This window comes from Ancylobacter sp. G4_0304, from assembly GCF_047501495.1.
In the GTDB taxonomy this organism is placed as follows: domain Bacteria; phylum Pseudomonadota; class Alphaproteobacteria; order Rhizobiales; family Xanthobacteraceae; genus Ancylobacter.
Window position 1 is genome coordinate 28,329 of record NZ_JAZDRM010000003.1, and the last position, 18,825, is coordinate 47,153.

Annotated in this window: 17 protein-coding genes; 12 read left to right on the forward strand and 5 right to left on the reverse strand. The window is 65.4% G+C overall.

The genetic code is table 11. The annotated features are described in order from the left end of the window. Nucleotides 1-44: 44 nt before the first annotated feature. The 3 genes from VRZ77_RS02480 to VRZ77_RS02490 all read left to right on the forward strand — a co-directional run bounded on the left by VRZ77_RS02480 (nt 45) and on the right by VRZ77_RS02490 (nt 2,892). Nucleotides 45-542, forward strand: a complete 498-nt coding sequence (locus VRZ77_RS02480; RefSeq protein WP_414591133.1) for a TRAP transporter small permease — start codon at nt 45-47, stop codon at nt 540-542. Then, nucleotides 539-1,807: a TRAP transporter large permease gene (locus VRZ77_RS02485; protein ID WP_414591134.1), complete on the forward strand. Its 1,269-nt coding sequence runs from the start codon at nt 539-541 to the stop codon at nt 1,805-1,807. The genes VRZ77_RS02480 and VRZ77_RS02485 overlap by 4 nt, the downstream gene beginning before the upstream one ends. A gap of 386 nt (nt 1,808-2,193) precedes the next feature. After that, complete coding sequence (locus VRZ77_RS02490) at nt 2,194-2,892, forward strand: GntR family transcriptional regulator (protein ID WP_414591135.1); 699 nt, start codon at nt 2,194-2,196, stop codon at nt 2,890-2,892. Between the two features lie 24 nt (nt 2,893-2,916). Here the strand turns inward: VRZ77_RS02490 and VRZ77_RS02495 are convergent, their stop codons facing one another. Beyond that, entirely contained in the window at nt 2,917-4,347 is a 1,431-nt protein-coding gene (locus VRZ77_RS02495; protein ID WP_414591136.1) for an aldehyde dehydrogenase family protein, read from the reverse strand. An 88-nt stretch (nt 4,348-4,435) separates the two neighbouring features. On the opposite strand from VRZ77_RS02495, the gene VRZ77_RS02500 reads away from it, so the two are divergent. Next, nucleotides 4,436-5,842 (forward strand): aminotransferase, encoded by a 1,407-nt coding sequence (locus VRZ77_RS02500; protein WP_414591137.1) that lies wholly within the window; start codon nt 4,436-4,438, stop codon nt 5,840-5,842. 124 nt (nt 5,843-5,966) lie between these two features. Here the strand turns inward: VRZ77_RS02500 and VRZ77_RS02505 are convergent, their stop codons facing one another. Together VRZ77_RS02505 and VRZ77_RS02510 are read right to left on the reverse strand one after the other, a co-directional pair. Further along, the gene (locus tag VRZ77_RS02505) at nt 5,967-8,021 is read right to left on the reverse strand and encodes a hydantoinase/oxoprolinase family protein (RefSeq protein ID WP_414591138.1); all 2,055 of its coding nucleotides are present in this window, start codon (nt 8,019-8,021) and stop codon (nt 5,967-5,969) included. Between the two features lie 20 nt (nt 8,022-8,041). Beyond that, complete coding sequence (locus VRZ77_RS02510; RefSeq protein WP_414591139.1) at nt 8,042-9,877, reverse strand: hydantoinase B/oxoprolinase family protein; 1,836 nt, start codon at nt 9,875-9,877, stop codon at nt 8,042-8,044. A gap of 161 nt (nt 9,878-10,038) precedes the next feature. On the opposite strand from VRZ77_RS02510, the gene VRZ77_RS02515 reads away from it, so the two are divergent. From VRZ77_RS02515 to VRZ77_RS02530, 4 genes are all read left to right on the forward strand, one after another. Then, complete coding sequence (locus VRZ77_RS02515; protein ID WP_414591140.1) at nt 10,039-11,145, forward strand: ABC transporter ATP-binding protein; 1,107 nt, start codon at nt 10,039-10,041, stop codon at nt 11,143-11,145. Nucleotides 11,146-11,182: 37 nt separating this feature from the next. Further along, complete coding sequence (locus VRZ77_RS02520) at nt 11,183-12,364, forward strand: ABC transporter substrate-binding protein (protein ID WP_414591141.1); 1,182 nt, start codon at nt 11,183-11,185, stop codon at nt 12,362-12,364. A gap of 80 nt (nt 12,365-12,444) precedes the next feature. Next, on the forward strand, nt 12,445-13,296 hold the full coding sequence (locus tag VRZ77_RS02525; RefSeq protein WP_414591142.1) for an ABC transporter permease: 852 nt from the start codon (nt 12,445-12,447) through the stop codon (nt 13,294-13,296). Beyond that, entirely contained in the window at nt 13,293-14,174 is an 882-nt protein-coding gene (locus VRZ77_RS02530) for an ABC transporter permease (protein ID WP_414591143.1), read from the forward strand. The genes VRZ77_RS02525 and VRZ77_RS02530 overlap by 4 nt, the downstream gene beginning before the upstream one ends. 187 nt (nt 14,175-14,361) lie before the next feature. On the opposite strand, the gene VRZ77_RS02535 is transcribed toward VRZ77_RS02530, so the two are convergent. Together VRZ77_RS02535 and VRZ77_RS02540 are read right to left on the reverse strand one after the other, a co-directional pair. Beyond that, complete coding sequence (locus VRZ77_RS02535; RefSeq protein WP_414591144.1) at nt 14,362-14,691, reverse strand: hypothetical protein; 330 nt, start codon at nt 14,689-14,691, stop codon at nt 14,362-14,364. Nucleotides 14,692-14,887: 196 nt separating this feature from the next. Continuing rightward, on the reverse strand, nt 14,888-15,817 hold the full coding sequence (locus VRZ77_RS02540) for a LysR substrate-binding domain-containing protein (RefSeq protein ID WP_414591145.1): 930 nt from the start codon (nt 15,815-15,817) through the stop codon (nt 14,888-14,890). 188 nt (nt 15,818-16,005) lie between these two features. On the opposite strand from VRZ77_RS02540, the gene VRZ77_RS02545 reads away from it, so the two are divergent. Genes VRZ77_RS02545 through VRZ77_RS02560 form a run of 4 tightly spaced genes read left to right on the forward strand, consistent with a single transcriptional unit; the run spans nt 16,006 to nt 18,788 of the window. Further along, nucleotides 16,006-17,172 carry a thiolase C-terminal domain-containing protein gene (locus VRZ77_RS02545; protein ID WP_414591146.1) on the forward strand — a complete coding sequence of 389 codons (1,167 nt, stop codon included), beginning with the start codon at nt 16,006-16,008 and terminating at the stop codon, nt 17,170-17,172. Between the two features lie 10 nt (nt 17,173-17,182). Then, nucleotides 17,183-17,587: a Zn-ribbon domain-containing OB-fold protein gene (locus VRZ77_RS02550; protein WP_414591147.1), complete on the forward strand. Its 405-nt coding sequence runs from the start codon at nt 17,183-17,185 to the stop codon at nt 17,585-17,587. Then, the gene (locus VRZ77_RS02555; protein WP_414591148.1) at nt 17,584-18,036 is read left to right on the forward strand and encodes a MaoC/PaaZ C-terminal domain-containing protein; all 453 of its coding nucleotides are present in this window, start codon (nt 17,584-17,586) and stop codon (nt 18,034-18,036) included. The genes VRZ77_RS02550 and VRZ77_RS02555 overlap by 4 nt, the downstream gene beginning before the upstream one ends. Further along, entirely contained in the window at nt 18,033-18,788 is a 756-nt protein-coding gene (locus tag VRZ77_RS02560; protein WP_414591149.1) for an SDR family oxidoreductase, read from the forward strand. Before VRZ77_RS02555 ends, VRZ77_RS02560 begins: the two co-directional genes overlap by 4 nt. Nucleotides 18,789-18,825 lie beyond the last annotated feature (37 nt).

Sequence of the window (18,825 nt, forward strand, 5' to 3'; positions counted from 1 at the left end):
GAGCGCAATAGTGTCGCGGCATGCCGCCTGAGGGAGAACCCGGCTTGGACAAGCTCGATCGCCTGATACACATAATCCTTCTCTGGGCCATCGGTGCGCTGATCTTCGCAATGATGGGTGTCACCTTCACGCAGGTGATCGCGCGCTATGCCCTGGCAAATTCGCTGAGCTGGTCCGAAGAGCTCGGCAGATACATATTCGTCTGGATCACCTTCCTCGGCATGGCCGCCGCCTTCCAGTCCAAGGCCCACATCGCGCTGGACTTCCTGGTGTCGCTGCTGCCGTCGAAGCCGTCGCATGCACTGTCCATACTCAACACGCTACTGGTCGCTGTTGTCGGTCTTGCGCTGGTTGTCGGCGGCATATCGCTGATGAAGTTCGGCATGAACCAGCGCAGCGCAGCGCTCGGCATCCCGATGTACTATGTTTACGTGGTGATCCCGTTCAGCGGCGCCATGCTGTTTTACTTCGCGCTGCGCGCGAGCTGGAAGCAAATCATCTCCGGCAGGCAGATGACCTTCGACGAAAAGGGCGCGCTATGATCGCACTTCTGCTTCTTGGAGGCTTCGCACTCTTCCTCGTTCTGGGCGTTCCCGTCGCCTTTGGCATCGCGCTCGCCTCGCTGAGCGCGATCGTCTATCAGGGCTATCCTCTGGCGCTGTTCGGCCAGAGGCTGTTCACCTCGGTCGACTCCTTCCCGCTGATGGCGATCCCGCTGTTCATGCTGGCCGGATCCCTGATGGGTCACGGCGGTATCACGCGGCGTATCATCAACCTCGCGCTGGCGCTGGTCGGCAACATCCGCGGTAGCCTCGCTCATGTCGTGGCCTCCAGCGGCGTGATCATGGGCGGCATCTCCGGCTCGGGCGTGGCGGATGTCGCGGCCCTTGGCTCGGTGATGATCCCCGAGATGAAGAAGCGCAATTACGATGCCAGCTTCTCCGCCGCGCTCGTGGCCTCGTCGGGCAGCCTTGCGCTGATCATTCCGCCCAGCATCGCCATCATCATCTATGGCGTCTCAAACCAGGCATCGATCGGCGACCTGTTCCTCGCCGCCATCGCGCCCGGCGTGCTGATCGGCCTCGGCTTCGCGATCTACTCGTACCTCTTCGCTCTCAAGCACGGCTATCCGACCGAGGGCAGCGTCAGCGGTGCGGAGAAGTGGCAGCGCTTCAAGGAGGCGAGTTGGGCGCTGATGATGCCGGTCATCATCATCGGCGGCATCCGCATGGGCATTTTCACGCCCACCGAGGGCGGCGCCGTGGTCGCGGTCTACGCCTTCCTGGTTGGCGTCTTCGTCTATAAGGAAATCACGCTCGCCAGTATTCCGAAGATCTGCATGGAGGCGGCGATCGCCACGGCGGTGATCGCCTCCATCATCGCAGCGACCTCTCTTTTTGGTTGGTTGCTGACCAATGCACGTCTGCCGCAAACCATCGCGAGCGCCATTCTCAGCCTGACGGAGAACAAGATCCTGCTGCTGCTGCTGATCAACCTCATGCTGCTGGTCGTCGGCATGTTTCTCGATAGCGGTCCGGCGATCCTTCTCATGACCCCGATCCTGGGCCCGGTTGCGGCACATCTGGGCGTGCATCCCGTGCAGTTCGGCCTGATCATGGTGATCAACCTCACCATCGGCCTGCTGACGCCACCGGTGGGCACCGCGCTCTACCTTGCCAGCAGTATCTCCGGCGTTCCGGTGATGAAACTGTCCAAGGCCATGCTGCCCTTCATCGGCATCATGCTGGCGGTGCTGGCTCTGGTGACCTATGTGCCCGGCTTCACCAGCTGGGCACTGTCGAACTAGTCACCTTATGCCCGGGCGCCGCGTCAATCGGTCGGCGCCCGGGCATTGCCTTCCCGGCCCGGGCTCTGATTGAACCGCCCCTAGATTCCTGGACGCCTTCTTCCCTAAATTTTGAGGCAAGGAGGCCCCGATGGGCAAAGCGAATTTCACCGAGGACTTCAAGCGCGAGGCGCGCAAGACGGTCCTGACAGCGTGGCAGGAGCGCAACAGAGGGTTGGAGTAGCTCAACTGAGCGTCCGCAGAACCGGCAGCTGGCCATGCGCTCATTCGGCAATGCGACGTCACACGTGGCGCAGACTTGAGAAAGTGGTTAGATTAGTGATCACAAAATCGCTTATCCCTCCTCATGAGTCTGGCAAAGAGGCGCCGCGCGCCGATCGAATGGCATGACCGAACAGGTAGTTTTTGAGAAGCTGGAGAGAGATCCGCTGCATGAGCGGGTGCATCGCGAGTTGCGTTCCGCCATCATCGCCGCGCGCTTCGAGCCGGGTCAGAAGCTGACCGTGCGCTCCATCTCGGCCGCCTTCGGCGTCAGCACCATGCCGGTGCGCGCCGCTTTCGCGCGCCTTGCTGCGGAGAAGGCGGTCACGCCTCTCGCCAATGGCACCATCTCCATCCCTGTGCTGACGCGCGAGCAGTTCAACGAATTGATGGAGTTGCGCATGCTGCTGGAAGGTATCGCCACGGAGAAGGCGGCGCGGCTCATTATGCCTGACGAGATAAGCTCGCTTCAGCTGATCGCCGGTGGATTGCATGAGGCGGCGCAGGCAAACGATGCTGATGGCTATCTGCAGCTGAACCAGCAGTTCAAGTTCGCAGTTTTCAAGGCGGCACGCGCGCCGGTGCTGGAAGACCTAATCGAGCGGCTGTGGCTGCAGATCGGTCCGTTCATGCGCCATTACGCGGCCGACATTCGCGGCCAGCTCGACACTGACCAGTACGACGCGGTGATCGACGCGCTGCGCCGCGGCGATGGGCGCACCGCCCGCGCGGCGATGGAGGCCGACGTCGCGGGAGGCGCCGAGTTTCTCCAGCGGACGGCGGTCTTCGCCGAGGAGGCCGCCGAAACGCCGACCGACAAATGAGCCGGCCGGCGTCGCGCGTGCCGGTCAGCCTTCAAGCAGATACGACGTCTTGGTCTGGGTGAAGAAGTCGCGCGCCACGCGCCCCTGTTCCTTCGGCCCGTAGCCGGAAGCTTTCGTGCCGCCGAACGGTACATGGTAGTCGACGCCGGCGGTGGGCAGGTTCAGCATGGTCATGCCCGCCTTCACGTTGCGGCGGAAATGGTGGGCGTATTTCATCGTCGTCGTGCAGATGCCGGCGGAGAGGCCGTAGATCGTGTCGTTGGCGACGTCGAGCGCCTCCTCGTAATCCTTCACCCGGATCACCGAGGCGACCGGACCGAACACTTCCTCGCGGTTGATGCGCATGTCGCGATGGGTGTCGGCGAAGAGGGCGGGCGAGAGATAGAAGCCCTCGGTGTCCCGGTTGAGCCGCTCGCCCCCGGTCACCAGCCGCGCACCTTCCCCGCGCGCGATGTCGATATAGGACATGTCCTTGGCAAGCTGGCGCTCGTCGATCACCGGGCCGAGCTGCGTGCCGGCCTCCAGCGCATGGCCGACCTTGAGGGCGCGCGCGCGCTCGGCTACAGCCGCGACGAAGCGGTCGTGCACGCCTTCGGTGACGATGAACCGGCTCGATGCCGTGCAGCGCTGGCCGGTCTGGTAGAAGGCCCCGTTCACCGCGCATTCGACCGCGATGTCGAACGGCGCGTCGTCGAGCACGACCAGCGGGTTCTTGCCGCCCAGTTCAAGCTGCACCTTCGCGCCGTTCACCACTGCATGGGCGGCGACCTTGCGGCCGGTGGCGGTCGAGCCGGTGAAGCTGATGGCGTTGATGTCAGCCGATGACGCCAGGGCCTCGCCGACGTCCGCGCCGCCCATGACGAGATTGACCAGCCCTGCCGGCAGGCCCGCTTGCTCCATGATCTCGAACAGCGCCACCGCGCTCGCCGGCACCAGTTCGGAGGGCTTCAGCACGACCGCGTTGCCGTAGGCGATAGCCGGCGCGATCTTGTTGGCGGGAACCGATGACGGATAGTTCCACGGTGTGATCAGGCCGACCACACCGACCGGCTCGGACATCACCTCCACCTCGACACCGGCGCGGATCGAAGGCAGGCGTTCGCCGGCGAGGCGCAGTACCTCGCCCGCATAGAAGTTGAAGAGTTGGCCGGCGCGCGTCACCTCGCCGATGCCGTCGGCGAGCGGCTTTCCTTCCTCACGCGACAAGAGGCGGCCGAGCGATTCGCGACGGCCGAGTATCGCGGTGCCGATCGCATCCAGCGTCTCGCTGCGGGCCTGCAGCGTCAGGGCGCCCCATACCGGAAGCGCCCCCCGCGCACTCGCCACCGCTTCGCCCACCTGGGCCGGCGTGGCGAGGGCGAACTCGTCGATCACGTCGGAAATGTCGGACGGATTCACGTTCCGCACGGTGCCGGCTCCTTCGACCCAGTTGCCGGCGATGAAATTGCGCTGCACGTTGAGACCCTCTCAATTGCGAGATCAGTGATCACACTTTATAGTGCGACGCAGACTGCTTCAACACGCCTCTCTGGAGAGCCTGCGCATGAGCCTCGAACCGCACCACAACATGTCACTTGAGGAGATGGACAAGCGCAGCCTGTTCCACCCCTTCACCAGTATCGGCGACCACCTTGCCAACGGCCCGCGCATCATGGCTTCGGCGACCGGTGTGCATGTCACCGACAGCAAGGGCCGCCGCTATCTCGACGGCGCGGCGGGGTTGTGGTGCGTGAACGTCGGCTATGGCCGGCAGGAGATCGTCGACGCGATGACCCGGCAGGCGCAGGCGCTGCCGTTCTTCCACTCCTTCACCTCGATCGCCAACGAACCCTCGATCCGCCTCGCCGACCGCGTGCTGCGCTGGGCACCCGATCATATGAGCAAGGTGTTCTTCGGTAATTCTGGCTCGGACGCCAACGACACCAACATCAAGCTGGTCTGGTACTATAACAACCTGCGCGGAAAGCCGGCGAAGAAGAAGATCATCGCCCGTAACCGCGCCTATCACGGCGTCACCATCGGCGCGGGAAGCCTGACCGGGCTGACCAATTGCCACCAGTTCTTCGACCTGCCGCTGCCGCAGATCGTGCGCACCCACTCGGTCGACCAGTACCGCGAGAAGCCGGAGGGCATGAGCGAGGCGGAATTCACCGCCTATCTCGCCCGCGAACTGGAGACGCTGATCCTGAAGGAAGGTCCGGAGACGGTCGCCGCCTTCATCGCCGAGCCGGTGATGGGCACGGGCGGCGTGCTGGTGCCGCCGGAAGGCTACTTCCCGGCCATGCAGGAGGTGCTCGACCGCTACGACATCCTGATGATTGCCGACGAGGTGATCTGCGGCTTCGGGCGGCTCGGCTCGCCCTTCGGCACAACGTATTTCGGCATCCGGCCGGACATCATGACCATGGCCAAGGGCCTGTCCTCCGGTTACCAGCCCATTTCGGCCAGCGTGATCTCGGACCGGATCTGGGACGTGCTGAAGGAGACGTCTGGCGAGGTGGCTTCCTTCGCCCACGGCTTCACCTATTCGGCGCACCCGATCGCGGCGGCCGCCGCCCTTGCCAATCTCGACATTGTCGAGCGCGAGGACCTCGTCGGTAATGCCGCCAGGGCTGGGGCCGAGCTGAAGGAGGCGCTGCGTCACCGCCTCGGCGACAACCCCATCGTCGGCGATATTCGGGGCGTCGGCCTGATGCTGGCGGTGGAAACGGTCGCCGACCGCGCCACCAAGCAGCCCTTCGACCTCGCGCTGAAGGTCGGCGCGCGCATCGTCTCCAAGGCCTATGACCAGGGCGTGATCGTCCGGCCGCTGGGCAACATGATCGCCATGTCGCCCCCTCTCACCCTTTCCAGCGCCAATATCGACGAGATGGTCACCGGCCTCGGCACGGCGGTGAACGCCGTCGCTGCCGAGCTGGTCCGTGAGGGTGCGCTCACCCGCAAGCACTGACGAGCGCCCGGTTCTTCTCGGTATCTTGCCCGTCCCTTCCACGCAAAAGGCCCCGGATGCGATGTCCGGGGCCTTTCTTTTGCCGGCTGCCGGAGGGCGACGCGTTACGCCAGCCGTGGCGGGATCAGTGCAGTTCGAGCAGGTAGTTGCCGTCGCTGTCCGCCACCGCGCTCCAGCGCGGAAGCAGCATGATGGTGGTGGTCGGCTCCTCGATCACCGCCGGTCCCTCGACGCGTGCCCCGGCGCCGAGATCGGAGCCTCCGTAGATGGGGCAGTCGATGACGCCCCCGGCTTCGCGCACATACACCTTGCGGTGCGACTTCGGCACCGGGGCGCCCTGCTGCGCCGGGCGGATGACGCGCGCGGGTCGCTCGGGAGCGAGGCCGATGGCCCGTACCTTCCAGGTGGTGAACTCGACCACGTCGGTCTCGGCCTTCACCGAATAGATGCGCTCGTGCATGGCGTGAAACGCGGCGACCAGGCGTTCGAGGTCGCCGGCGCCGACGCCGCCCTCGGGCACCTCGAAGGGGACTTCGATCTCCCAGGACTGGTACTGGTAGCGGCCGAGATAAACGGTCGCAAAACGCTGGCGCTCCCCCGGCACTCCGGCTTCCGTGAGGAAGGCCCGCCCGCGTTCGATCAAGCGCTCCACGGCGGCGTTGATACGTGCGGGATCGAAAGCGGCGGAGGAGGTCAGCGCCGTGGCCTGCTCTTCCCAGCGTATGTCGGAGATCAGACCGCCATAGGCGGACAGCCCGGCTGCGAAGCGGGGCACCATCATGCGGGCGATGCCGAGCTCCTGCGCGATTTCGCAGATATGGGCCGCCGTGGCGCCGCCGCCGACCACCATGAAACTGTCGCGCGGGTCGATGCCCTCCTTTACCGTCATGTCTTCGATGGCGCCCACCATGACGTTGTTGCCGGTGGTGTAGATGGCGTAGGCCGCATCCTCCAGCGAGACGCCGAGGCCGGAGGCGATACCGGAGACCGCCCGTTCCGCCGCGCCGCGGTCCAGCTTCATCCGCCCGCCGAGGAAATAATTGGGGTCGAGAATGCCGAGCACCACATTGGCGTCGGTGACGGTGGGCAGCTCCCCGCCGCGCCCGTAGCAGGCCGGACCGGGGCGCGCGCCGGAACTGTGTGGGCCCACATGCAGCATGCCGCCGGCGTCGATGGTGGCGATTGACCCGCCGCCCGCGCCCACCGAGCGCACGTCGATCTTCGGTATCCCCAGCATGTCGTCACCGATCATCGCCTCCTGTGAGACGATGAAGTGCCCGTCGCGGATCGCCGAAACGTCAAAAGTGGTGCCGCCCATGTCGACGACGATGACATTCGGCTCCGTCGTGAGCTGCTGGGCGGCGACCGGGGCCAGTGTCGGGCCCGACATCACCGAGAAGATCGGCCGCGCGATCAGGTCGCCCGGCGGCATCATGCCGCCAACGCAGTTGGCCAGCAGCAGCTCGTCGCGGAAGCCGGCGGCCTCCAGCGCGCCGGTGAGCTTCGTTACATAGTCACTGACGATGGGAAGCAGCGAGGCGTCGATCACGGTGGAGATGGCGCGGCGATATTCCCGCCCGATCGGGTTGAGCTCATGGCTGAGAGTGACCGGCACGCCGGGCCACACCTCGTGGATGATCTCGCGGGCGCGCCGCTCATGGGCGCCATCGACGATCGACCACAGGAAGCAGATGCCGATGGCCTCGACGCCCTGCGTCATGAGGCGACGCCCGGCGGCGCGGACATCCTCTTCGTTGAGCGGTTCGATGATGGTGCCACGCGCGCTGATGCGGCCGCGAATCTCCGCCGTGTCGGCTGGCAGCACATAGGGGTCGGGAAAGTCGAGCCGCCAGTTGAAGACGGGTTTGCGCACCGCCTCACGCAGGGTGAGGATGTCCGGATGGCCGGCATTGCAGAGAAAGCCGGTCCGCGCCGCCTTGCGCTCGACCAGCGCGTTGGTCGAGACGGTGGAGCCGTGCACGATGCGGCCGGTCTGGCCGAGGAAGTCGGCAAGGCCGAGCCCGAAGCTCTCGGCTGCCAGCTTTAGCGCGTTCATGAAGCCGGTCTCGAAGTCCGGCGGCGTCGACGAAGCCTTGAAGATATGGAGTTCGCCCCTTCTGTCCTCGACGATGCAGTCGGTGAAGGTGCCGCCAATGTCGATGGCGATGGAAAAGCTCATTGGAAGACCCGCCGCAATGGTCAGGAGGAAGGGGTGAGGCTGGCGCGCCGTCCGGCGGTCGCGGCTTCGTCGATTTCCCAGCCGCCGAGGCTGGGGGCCCGGCGGACGACGACGCCATACGCGTCGCGGGCGCGTTCGGGCGAAATCCAGCCGCGCCGCACCGAACGGAGCACCTTTTCCGGCGCCCGGGCATGGGGAAAGCCATAGCCGCCGCCGCCGCAGGCGCGGAACATCACCGCCTCGTCAGGGCCGATGGTGACATCGCCGAAGGTCACGAGCTGTTTCACCGTTCCATCGGACAGGCGGTGCCAGTTGCCGGACGTCGCGGCATCTCCTCCGCCGCGCACGCCGCGCGCGGGGGTGATGTCGCCGTCGCTGCCCCAGTAGACCGTCATCTCGCCCGCCAGCGGACGATAGGTTCCGGCGATGCCCGGTGCCCCGTCGAATTCGCCCGGGCCGCCGGAATCGACCGCCACCCGGCGTTCCTCGACCAGCATCGGGTACATCGCTTCGTTGATCTCGACCGAATCGACCGACATCTGCCCGCCGTCGCAACCCGCTCCCGACAGCAGCCAGCCATCGTAGCCGGACAAGCCGGCGCTTCCGCCATAGCCGAGGAAGATCTGGTTCACATAAGGCTGCCCGCCGCGCGCGATGTCGCCCTGCGTCGGGTCGGTGCCGGAGATCACCGCCTCGCCCAGCGCCTGCGAATAGGCGAACTCGCCCATGCCATGCGGCTCGCCGATCTGCGAGAAACAGCTCGCTACCGCGGTGATGAGGCGGCTCGTCAGGTTGGTGGTGGCGACCGAGGTGCCGACTGGATAGGCCGGTCGGCCGAGCGCGGACCCGTCCTTCAGCAGGATGCGGATACGCGAGGCGCTACCCTCGTTGTGCGGTAGGTCGGGATCGAGATTGTAGAACACGCCGATGCGGCACGCAGCGAGAGCGGTGGCCTCGGTGAGATTGAGCCCGCCCGGCACGCAGTCGACATTGTCGGTGGCATCGACCGTGATCATTGCCTCGTCCGGGTCGATGCTGAGCGTGACGCGCACGGGAATGCCGTCCTCGGCCACATTCGGCACCGGGTCGTGGCGGGTCTCGAAACGCCAGGTGCCCTTGGGCAGCGTGCGCACCTCGGCGATCATGCGTCGCTCTCCATAGGCCATCCATTCCTCGATGAAGGCCTTCACCGTGGCGCGGCCGTAGCGGTCGCAGAGCTCCTTGAGCCGGCGCTCGCCGACCCGGCAGGCGCCGACCTGCGCCTGGTAGTCGCCGTACCAGAGATCGGAGACCCGGATCTTCATCCGGCACATGCGGATGATGTCCGCCTTGTCCTTGAAGCCTTCCTGGATGCGTACGCAGGGAAGATGCAGGCCCTCCTCATAGATGGTCTTGGCTTCCGGCAGATAGGTGGTGGGGATCGGCGCTCCGATATCGGCGTGGTGGGCGCGCGCAAGCGTCCAGAACAGCGGCTCGCCATCGCAGAACACCGGCACGCACAGCGTCATGTCGGCGTGGTGGGTGTTGCCGGTGTAGGGGCAGTTGTTGATGAAGGCGTCACCTTCGCGAATGTCGTCGAAGAACTCGGTGATCGGCTTGGTGGTGAGATCGAGCGCCGTGATGTGGATGGGGATGCAGTCCTCCACCGACAGCAGGCGATGGTCGTAGGTCAGCAGTCCGCAGGAGAAGTCGCGCGCGTTCTTGATGACCGCCGAGCGGCTGGACTTCATCAGCGTCGCGTTCATTTCCCGCACGATGGCGGAGAGCCGCGACGAGAGCACCGAGAGCAGGAAGGGCTCGATGGCGGTGACCGTCTCCCCGGGCACGCCGTCGCCGCGCGCATTTCTCGTGGCCATGCAGATCCCTCGTGTTGCTTTTTGCGATCAGTGATCACAGAATGGGGTCATGCTAAGCGAAGTGATGCGGCGGCTCAAGCGCAGATCGACCGCCCGTCATTCCGCCACGCCGGTGCCCGATCGTCGCAACTGTGAGGTCCCGTTCTTGTCCGGAAGCACGCATGCCCAACCCGTCCGATAAGGTCGACGCGCCCGCGCTGGAAGTCATCCGCGCCTCCCGCGACTTCGGCACCGTCAAGGGGCTGGACGATGTCACGGTCACCGCGGCGCGTGGCGAGTTTCTCACGATTCTCGGCCAGAGTGGCTCGGGGAAGACCACGCTGTTGCGCATCATCGCCGGTCTCGACCACCCCACCTCCGTGGGCGCGTTGCGTATCGGCGGCCGCGATGTGCTCGGCCTGCCCCCGCACAAGCGTAACGTGACCACCGTCTTCCAGCATTACGGCCTGTTTCCGCACATGAGCGTGGGCCAGAATGTGGAGTATGGCCTGAAGCTGCGCGGAGTCGGCGCCGCCGAGCGGCGCAGCCGCGCCGAGGCCGCGCTCGCCACCGTCCGGCTGCCCGACAAATACGACCGTCGCATTCACCAGCTCTCCGGCGGCGAGCGCCAGCGCGTCGCGCTGGCCCGCTCCATTCTCACCGAGCCCGACGTGCTGCTGCTGGACGAGCCTCTGGGCGCGCTCGACGAGCGGCTGCGGCTCGACATGCAGATCGAGCTGGTGGAGTTGCAGCGCCGGCTCGGCATGACCTTCGTGTTCATCACCCACAGCCAGGAAGAGGCGCTCACCATGAGCGACCGCATCATCCTGATGCGGGGCGGGCGCATCGCGCAGGAAGGTACGCCCCGCGACCTGTTCGAGCGCCCCTGCTCGCGCTTCGCCGGCTCCTTCATGGGCGTGGAGAACATCATCGACGGCACGATCTCGGGTGTTGCCGGCAATGTCGCCGAGATCACCGCGCCGGGCGGCGTCTTCCACGGCCTCTGGACCGGCGCCGAGGTGCCGCGTCCGGGCCAGAAGGCGGCCCTGCTGCTGCGCGCCGAGAAGCTGCGCCTTCAGCCGGTCGGCGAGGCTGCGACGCCCACCAGCGACAGCATCGAAGGGCGGATCATCGCCCGGATCTACAAGGGCAAATACGTCGACGTCGCCGTCGAGACCCGGTTCGGCACGATCCACGCCCGAGCCTGGACCGAGGACGACCTTACCTCCGACGCCGTGCTGATCGGCTGGTCCGCCGGCGATGCAAGATGCGTCCCCGCAGAGGGATGACGACCATAAAACCTTCCAGAACAAGGAGAACAGTCAGATGAACGAGCGTGACCTCACGCGGCCTCAGGGCCAGCCGGGCCTCAGTCGCCGTGCCATCCTCAAAGCCACGGTCGCCGGGGCCGCCCTGCTCGGGGCGCCCGCTTTGATCGGCCGCTCCCACGCCGCGGCTTCCGTGGTGCGTATCATGGGCGTCGAGACCGCCGCGCTCGATGATTGGTCGGCCTTCGAAAAGGAAACCGGCCTCACCGTCGAATTCACCGGCATCAATTCCGACCCGGGTATCTTCCGCCAGGAGGTGGTCGCGAACGCCGCTGGCGAACGAATCGACCTTTTCCTGATGGATGGCGGCATCGAGGACGAACTCGGCGCCAAGGGCTTCTTCGCCCCCATCGACCCGGCCAAGGTCAGGGGCTGGGCTGCCGCCCCCGCTTCGGTGATGAACTCGCCGCTGGCTCAGGGGCCGGAGGGCAAACAGTTCGGCATGCCGGTGGTGATGAATGCCGACTCCTTCGCCTATTATCCCGAGGCGATCAGTGAGGAGGAGCCGCTCTCCTACGCGCTGCTGTTCGAAAGCGAGAAGACGCTCGGCAAGGTCTCGCTGGAGAACACCTGGCTGACCTCGCTGCCGATGGCAGCGACCTATCTGAAGGTGGCGGGCAAGCAGGAGATCGGCGATCCCTCCAACATGACGCCGGCCGAGGCCAAGGCCGTGGTCGACTTCCTCATCGCGCGCAAGAAGGCGGGCCAGTTCCGCGCCCTGTGGTCGACCTTCGAGGAATCCATTGACCTGATGGCCCGCAAGGAAGTGGTTGCGATCAACTGCTGGGAGCCGGCCGTCAAGGAACTGCGCAAGCAGGGCAAGGATGTGCGCTACGCCTTCACCAAGGAAGGCTACAACAAGTGGATGATCTGCGCCTATGTGCCCAAGGAAGCGGCCACAGGCGCGCGCGCCGAGGTTGTCGCCAAGGCGCTTTCCGGTTTCCTCGGCGGTGCCTATGCCGCGCAGATCGCTGTGCTGCGCGGCTACGCGACCGCCAACGCCAAGGCGGGCCTCGCCTATGCCGAGGCGCAGAAGATGTCGGCGGAGAACATCGAGTCGATCAGGGCCAACATCGCCAAGATCGAGAAGAAGTTCGCCGCACCGCTTTTCTGGCAGAATGCCGCGCCGACCAATATCCAGGCCATCGAGGCCGAGTGGGAGCGCTTCCGCCAGGCGTGAGCCCAGGCCGGTGCGCGGGCAGGGGGCTTCCCCCCCGCCCGCGTTTTTCCAATCGCTTCACTTACGCGACCCATGGGCCGATGCTGCGAACCACCCTGATCCTCTTCATCGCCCTCTGGGCGGTATTCGTCGTGGTGCCCGTGGCGCTGCTGGTGCTGTGGTCCTTCCTTGAAATGAAGGACTACAGCTTCTCCTCCAACCTGAGCACGGCCGCCTATGCCGCGGTGTTCGATTCCGGCCGCTACGAGGTCACGCTGCGCACTCTGCGCATCGCCGGCGTCGTTACCGCCATTGAGCTCGGCCTGGCGCTGCCCTTCGCGCTCTGGCTGGCCAAGGGCGTGCGATCGTCCATGCTCAAGGCGATGGTGCTGGCGCTGCTGACGGTTCCCTTCTTCATCAGTCTCGCCTCGCGTACGATCGTTTGGCGCTCGGTGCTGTCGCGCTCAGGCCTCGTGAACACGGCCCTCCTGCATCTCGGCATCATCGACCAGCCGCTGGACTGGCTGCTGTTCTCCGAGTTCTCGGTTCATCTCGGCCTGCTAGCACCCTCCTTCCCGACCATGGTGCTGCCGATCTTTCTCTCCATCTCACTGATCGACGACGAGTTGATCGAGGCCGCGCGCGATCTCGGCGCCCCGCCGGCCCGGCTGCTCGCCGACGTGATCCTGCCGCTGGCACTGCCCGGGATCATCGCCGGCATCATCTTCACCTTCGTGCCCTTGCTTGGCGAAACGGTGGTGCCGCAGCTGCTGGGCGGCGGCCGGGTTGCCATGCTCGGTTCCTCCATCGGCAGCCTGCTGCAGGTGTTGAACTATCCGGTCGCGGCGGCGCTCTCGACGCTGGTGCTGGGCATCCTTGCAGCGCTGTTCGTCGCCCTGCGGCTGATCGGCGGCGGCTCGATCAGCGCTGTGTTCGAGGGGATGAAGCGATGAGCGCAGCTGGCACAACGACGCGTTTGGCGACCGATACGCCGTCCGGGGGGCGTCCCGTCGATGTCCACCCCGTCCACGTCCGCGCCGGCCGGTTGGAGCGCCGCCTCGGCCTGGTCGCCGCGCTCGGCGGCTTCGGCATGATCGCGCTGACCTACGCACCGATGCTCTGGCTCGGCGTCATGTCTGTCAGCGCCGACCCGCTCGGCGGGGTGCCCGGACCCTTCACGCTGGAGTGGTACGACAGGCTGTTCACCGACCGGCGCTGGCTTGGCCCGCTGCTGGCCAGCCTGGGCTTCGGGGCGATGGTGGGGTTGGCCTGCGCGGCGTCTGGGCTGCTGGTGGCGCGTTCGCTGCCGCAGCTGCGGGCGCGCGGCGCACTGCTGCTCGCCTTCCTGGCGCCACTGTTCATCCCGGGTGTGCTGCTCGGCGCCGGCCTGTTCCTGTATTTGCGGGTGTTTCTGGGGCTCAGGCTCGGCCTGTGGTCGGTGTTTCTCGCGCATTTCGCCTGGGCCTATCCCTTCGCGCTTCTGGCCCTCCTGGTGACCACCACCCGCTTCGACATCCGGTTGAACGATGCGGCGGCGGATCTGGGCGCCGGACCGTGGCGGCGCTTCCGGGACATCGAGTTTCCGCTGATCATGCCGGGCGTGGTGTCCGCGGCGCTTTTCGGCTTCCTGCTGTCGTTCAATGAGCTGGCGCGCACCATTCTCTTACGCGGCACCGTGACGACGCTACCGCTGTTCGAATGGGCGCAGGCGACCTCGCACTCGTCCAACGTGCCGCTCATCTTCGCGTTGGCGACGCTGGTCCTACTTGCCAGCCTGGTACTGATTGGCATCTCATTCTGGCTGCTGTTCGGAAGGGATGCCGAGCGCTAGCTTCCCGAATCGACAACGTGAGCTGTGCCATGCCGAGCCGCTGGGCTCCGCGACCCAAATGCAGTTCATCGATTCGTGCCGGAGGCAGTGCGATTTTGTCTAACGATAGGCCACCATGCTGTGGGACTAAACACTTGGCCCACTGAGCGCATCCTAGCGCGTCGCAGCGAAGACTTAGTTCTCAGTTTCATCGACGTCGGCGCGCCACTTCCGTACAAAACCGCGAACATCCGGCTGGGTGGCTTGGTCGGCGAGTAGGGCTTTCGAGCACCGTCCTTGATCCGTGGATGCGCACCACGTGCTGGTCGACCTCGACAGCGTCGATTAGCGAGCGAATATAGGCTTTGCGGGACGGCATCTCGCCCTCGGTGATGGTTGACCGCGTGAGCTGCCCGATGCGGGCGAGCTTGTCCGGATCAAGTTGGCTTGCGGCGGCACCCTGATTCTCGGTCCGCTCCAGCGCTGAATGCGCTCGCTCCCGGTCGGCTTTGAGCTTCGCAATCTGCTCCTTGAGCATGTCGTCCGGCTCAGCGATGCCGTGGGCGACAAGCTGGTAGAGCCGCCGCAGCTTGTCTTCCGCCGTCGTTCTTTCGCGAGATAGTTCATCGATCCGCGCCTGAACCTCGGCATCGGCTCTGGAGGAGAATCACGGTCTCAGGTCAGCTATAGTATTCATATTCCTGAACATTTAGAATTTCAGATTATGGTACTTTTTAAGCTGAGGGCGAAGCGGCAGGTTCAACCATGCACTGCCGGACAAAGCCGTGAAGCCAGTCGCGTAGTGCCGAGATGGCCGGGTCATTCCATCGGCGGGCTGGTGCGATGAAATAGTACGCTCCCAACCGGACATCGGCCGGGCATATCTCGACCAGCTCGCCAGTCGTGAGCAATTCCCCGGCCATGAGATCGCTCACCAGAGCCACGCCTTGCCCCAGTCTTGCCGCCTCCACGGCGAGATGCCCGTGCCACAGCTTTGGCCCCTTCAGTGGGGGAACGCTGACGACCCCGGCATGCTCCAGCCAGTTTTCCCATTGCCGCGTCGAACGCTCGTGGAGGAGCGGCAGCTTCACCAGATCGTTCGCGGTGCGGATGTGCCGGTGGGCCTCGTTGAACGCCTGGCTCGCAACTGCAAGGATGCGGGGCCGGTAGGCGACTTCCCCGCGAAGGTCCGGCGGAAAATTGGGATATTCGAGGTAGTTTATCTCGGCATCGACCTCCCCCTGACTGAAGTCAGGTCGTGCGGAAATCGGCTGGAGAATGATCTCGCGGCCGCCGAGAAAACGCTCGATTTCCGGCAGTCGCGCCAGCAGCCGTCGCGAGGCAAGCCCTGCCATGCAACAGATATGGAGTGCATCGCTGCTGCCTCCCCACAGCTCGCCCGTAGCGCTGGCAATCAGGTCCAGCGCGCGGCTGAGTTGCCCCGAATAGCGCTTGCCCTCTCGGGTGAGGCTGAGGCCGCGCCCGGATTTCTGAACAAGCTTCACCCCGATCGCCGCTTCAAGGTTCTGGATATGACGCGAAACCACCGTGTGAGAGACGGCGAGTTCGTCTGCGGCGCCTCTCACCGTTCCGTTCCGGCCGAATGTCTCAAATGCACGTAACGCGAGAAGGGGCGGCAGGCGGCGATGGAAGGTCTCAGGCATGGGCAGTAACTCCTGCAACGATGAACCATGGCGTTCGCCCTTTCGTCGCGCCTTAGATGACGCGCGTCGCCCGGCTCTCGTCAAGCGGGCGACAGATGCACGCGATGCACCAATGGGCAGGTTTCAAACTGCTTGTCGGAGGTGGGAAACGACCTAGGCTCGATGACCGGACAGATGGGAAATCTCGCGTGGCCAGCATCTCGGGCAAAGCGTCAATCGTCGGTGCATATGAGTCGCCACGCCGGCAGGCGCCGCGCCTTCACCCCTTTGCGCTTCAGATGGAATGCATCGCCGGGGCGCTGGACGACGCCGGCATCGCGCTCTCCGAGGTGGACGGGCTCTGCGTGGCCGCCAGCGACTGGGCGGAAGGCGGCGGCGTCAGCAGCCTCACCGAATTCGCCGAATATGCGGGCATCACGCCGACCTTTTTCGACAGCACCGATGTCGGCGGCTGTTCCTACATCGTCCATGCCGGCCACGCGGCGGCGGCAATCGCGACAGGCCTCGCGGATGTGGTGGTCATCAGCTATGCCGCCTGTCCGCGCTGGTGGCCGCTGGACACGCCGTCCTTCGATCCCTTCGTGCTGCCGGCGGGCCCGGGCCAGTTCGAGCTGCCATACGGCCCGACCCTGATCTCGACCTATGCGATGTTCGCCCAGCGCCACATGGCGCTCTACGGTACGACATCCGAGCAACTCGCCAAGGTCGCCGTCACCTTCCGCCACCATGCGGCCAATAATCCCCATGCCCGCTTCACCGCTCCGATCACCATCGACGATGTGCTGGCCTCCACGCCAATCGCGTCGCCCTTGCGCAAGCTCGATTGCTGCGTCGTCACCGATGGCGGCGGCGCCATCGTGATGACCAGCGCGGAGCGCGCAAAGGATTGCCGCCGCCGTCCGGTTCATCTTTCCGGCTTTGGAAGCGCGGCGGCCCGTACTCAGCTCAGCCAGATCGCGCTCGATCTTTCGACGCCGGCGGCGATCTCCGGCCCCCGCGCCTTCGCCATGGCCGGTATCGGGCACGACGATATCGACGTCGCGCAGATCTATGACGCGTTCACGATCACGCCGATGCTCGCGCTGGAAGATCTGGGTTTCTGCGGGCGCGGGGAAAGCGGCGGCTTTGTCGATGACGGGCATCTGACGCTGGGCGGGCGCCTTCCGACCAATACCGACGGTGGCGGGCTGTCCTCGAACCATCCCGGCAAGCGCGGCATCTTCACGCTTATCGAAGGGGTACGGCAGTTGCGCGGCGAAGGACCGGGCTTGCAGGTTCCCGATGCCGAAGTGGCTCTGGTCCATGGGTTGGGGGGCACATTCTGCGCCGCCGCTACCGCCATTCTCACGCTTTGAGGCCGCAGCGATGACGAAGGGCATGCCTCCTGTGACCGACGTGACGTCCGATCCCTTCTGGGAGGGGGCACGCGCGGGACGACTGATGATCCAGGTCTGCCCGGTCACCGGTAAACATCAATGGTATCCGCGCGCCCATTCGGTCCATGCCCCCGGCGCTTCGCCGGAATGGGTCGAGGCGAGCGGGCAGGGCACCATCTTTTCGTTCACCACCATCCGGCGCGGCATGAGTGCGTTCGAGACGCCCTATACCTGCGTTCTGGTGATGCTCGACGAGGGAGTGCTTGTCCTCTCGCGACTGGAGACGGAGCCGGATGCCGATATCCGGGTGGGAATGCCGGTCGAGGTCTTTTTCGGCACCGTCGCGGGAACGCCGGATCTGCCGCTGTTCCGCATCAAGGGGGAACGTACATGAGCGTTGCCTTCTCCGCCATCGAGGTCGGCCAGCAGCTGAAATCGGCCCGCGTGACGATTACCGAGGCGCATATCGTTCAGTTCGCCGGGCTGACCGGTGATTTCAACCCGCTGCACATGGACGCTGAATTCGCCGCGGCGCACGGCTTCGGCAAGCGCGTCGCCCACGGCATGCTCGGCCATGCGTTGAGCACGGGCCTGCGCTCGCCCATCGACGATTGGGCGATCGAGGCATTCCTGGAAACCCGGCGGCGCTTTGTGGCCCCCATATTCGCCGGCGATACGCTGCACTACGAGGCGAATGTGCTGGAGACGCGCGCCAGCCGATCGCGACCGGGCGCCGGAATCGTTCGCGTCGCCCTGACGCTCAAGAACCAGAACGGCGAACCGCTTCAGGAAGGCGAAGACGTCTTCCTCATCGGGCCCGGCGAGCAGGAGAAAGCATCGTGACATCACCGCGCCTTGAAGGACATGTCGCGCTGGTGACCGGCGGCGCCGGGGGTATCGGCAGCGCGATCTGCGAACGCTTCGCCGCTGAGGGCGCGCGGGTCGTCGTGGCAGATCTCGTGCTCGATCAGGCTGTCGCCCGCGCCGAGCACCTGACGGCTCAAGGGCATGAGGCCTGCGCGCTCGCGCTGGACGTTGCCAGCCGCGCGAACTGGGACAGCGCTGTAGCGGCGCTGCCGCCGAAATTCGCCGGCGTCGATATCGTGGCGAACGTCGCCGGCATCGTGCGTGATCGCTCACTGCCGAAAATGACCGACGAGGAATGGACCCAGGTCATCGACATCAGCCTGCGCGGCACCTGGCTCGGCTGCCAGGCCGCTTTCTCGCTTGTCGGCAAGAGGGGCTGGGGCCGCATCATCAACACCGCCTCGACCGCCATCTTCGGTGCGTTCGGCCAATCAAATTATGCCGCCGCCAAGGCCGGCATTGTTGGCCTGACCCGGACCGTGGCGCTGGAAGGCGCGCGGCGCGGCATCCTCGCCAACGCCATCGCCCCGGGCATCGTGGAAACCGCGATCCTCAAGGATGTACCGCAGGATTTGCGCGACAGCTGGACCGCGAAGATGCCGCTGGGCCGGACCGCGCAACCTTCCGAGATTGCCTCCGTCGCGGCCTTTCTCGCCTCCGATGACGCCAGCTACGTCACCGGGCAGGTGATCGTCGTCGATGGCGGCGCGACCACGGGAGACTACTGACCGCCTTCCAAAGACGCTTGGTTCATAACAATGAGGG

Coding starts and splice junctions, on each gene's coding strand:
- VRZ77_RS02500 (WP_414591137.1), top strand. CDS start 4,436: ATGAGCCTCGAACCGCACCACAACATGTCACTTGAGGAGATGGACAAG.
- VRZ77_RS02550 (WP_414591147.1), top strand. CDS start 17,183: ATGACGAAGGGCATGCCTCCTGTGACCGACGTGACGTCCGATCCCTTC.
- VRZ77_RS02505 (WP_414591138.1), bottom strand. CDS start 8,021: ATGAGCTTTTCCATCGCCATCGACATTGGCGGCACCTTCACCGACTGC.
- VRZ77_RS02525 (WP_414591142.1), top strand. CDS start 12,445: ATGCTGCGAACCACCCTGATCCTCTTCATCGCCCTCTGGGCGGTATTC.
- VRZ77_RS02555 (WP_414591148.1), top strand. CDS start 17,584: ATGAGCGTTGCCTTCTCCGCCATCGAGGTCGGCCAGCAGCTGAAATCG.
- VRZ77_RS02540 (WP_414591145.1), bottom strand. CDS start 15,817: ATGCCTGAGACCTTCCATCGCCGCCTGCCGCCCCTTCTCGCGTTACGT.
- VRZ77_RS02520 (WP_414591141.1), top strand. CDS start 11,183: ATGAACGAGCGTGACCTCACGCGGCCTCAGGGCCAGCCGGGCCTCAGT.
- VRZ77_RS02535 (WP_414591144.1), bottom strand. CDS start 14,691: ATGCTCAAGGAGCAGATTGCGAAGCTCAAAGCCGACCGGGAGCGAGCG.
- VRZ77_RS02515 (WP_414591140.1), top strand. CDS start 10,039: ATGCCCAACCCGTCCGATAAGGTCGACGCGCCCGCGCTGGAAGTCATC.
- VRZ77_RS02485 (WP_414591134.1), top strand. CDS start 539: ATGATCGCACTTCTGCTTCTTGGAGGCTTCGCACTCTTCCTCGTTCTG.
- VRZ77_RS02530 (WP_414591143.1), top strand. CDS start 13,293: ATGAGCGCAGCTGGCACAACGACGCGTTTGGCGACCGATACGCCGTCC.
- VRZ77_RS02510 (WP_414591139.1), bottom strand. CDS start 9,877: ATGGCCACGAGAAATGCGCGCGGCGACGGCGTGCCCGGGGAGACGGTC.
- VRZ77_RS02490 (WP_414591135.1), top strand. CDS start 2,194: ATGACCGAACAGGTAGTTTTTGAGAAGCTGGAGAGAGATCCGCTGCAT.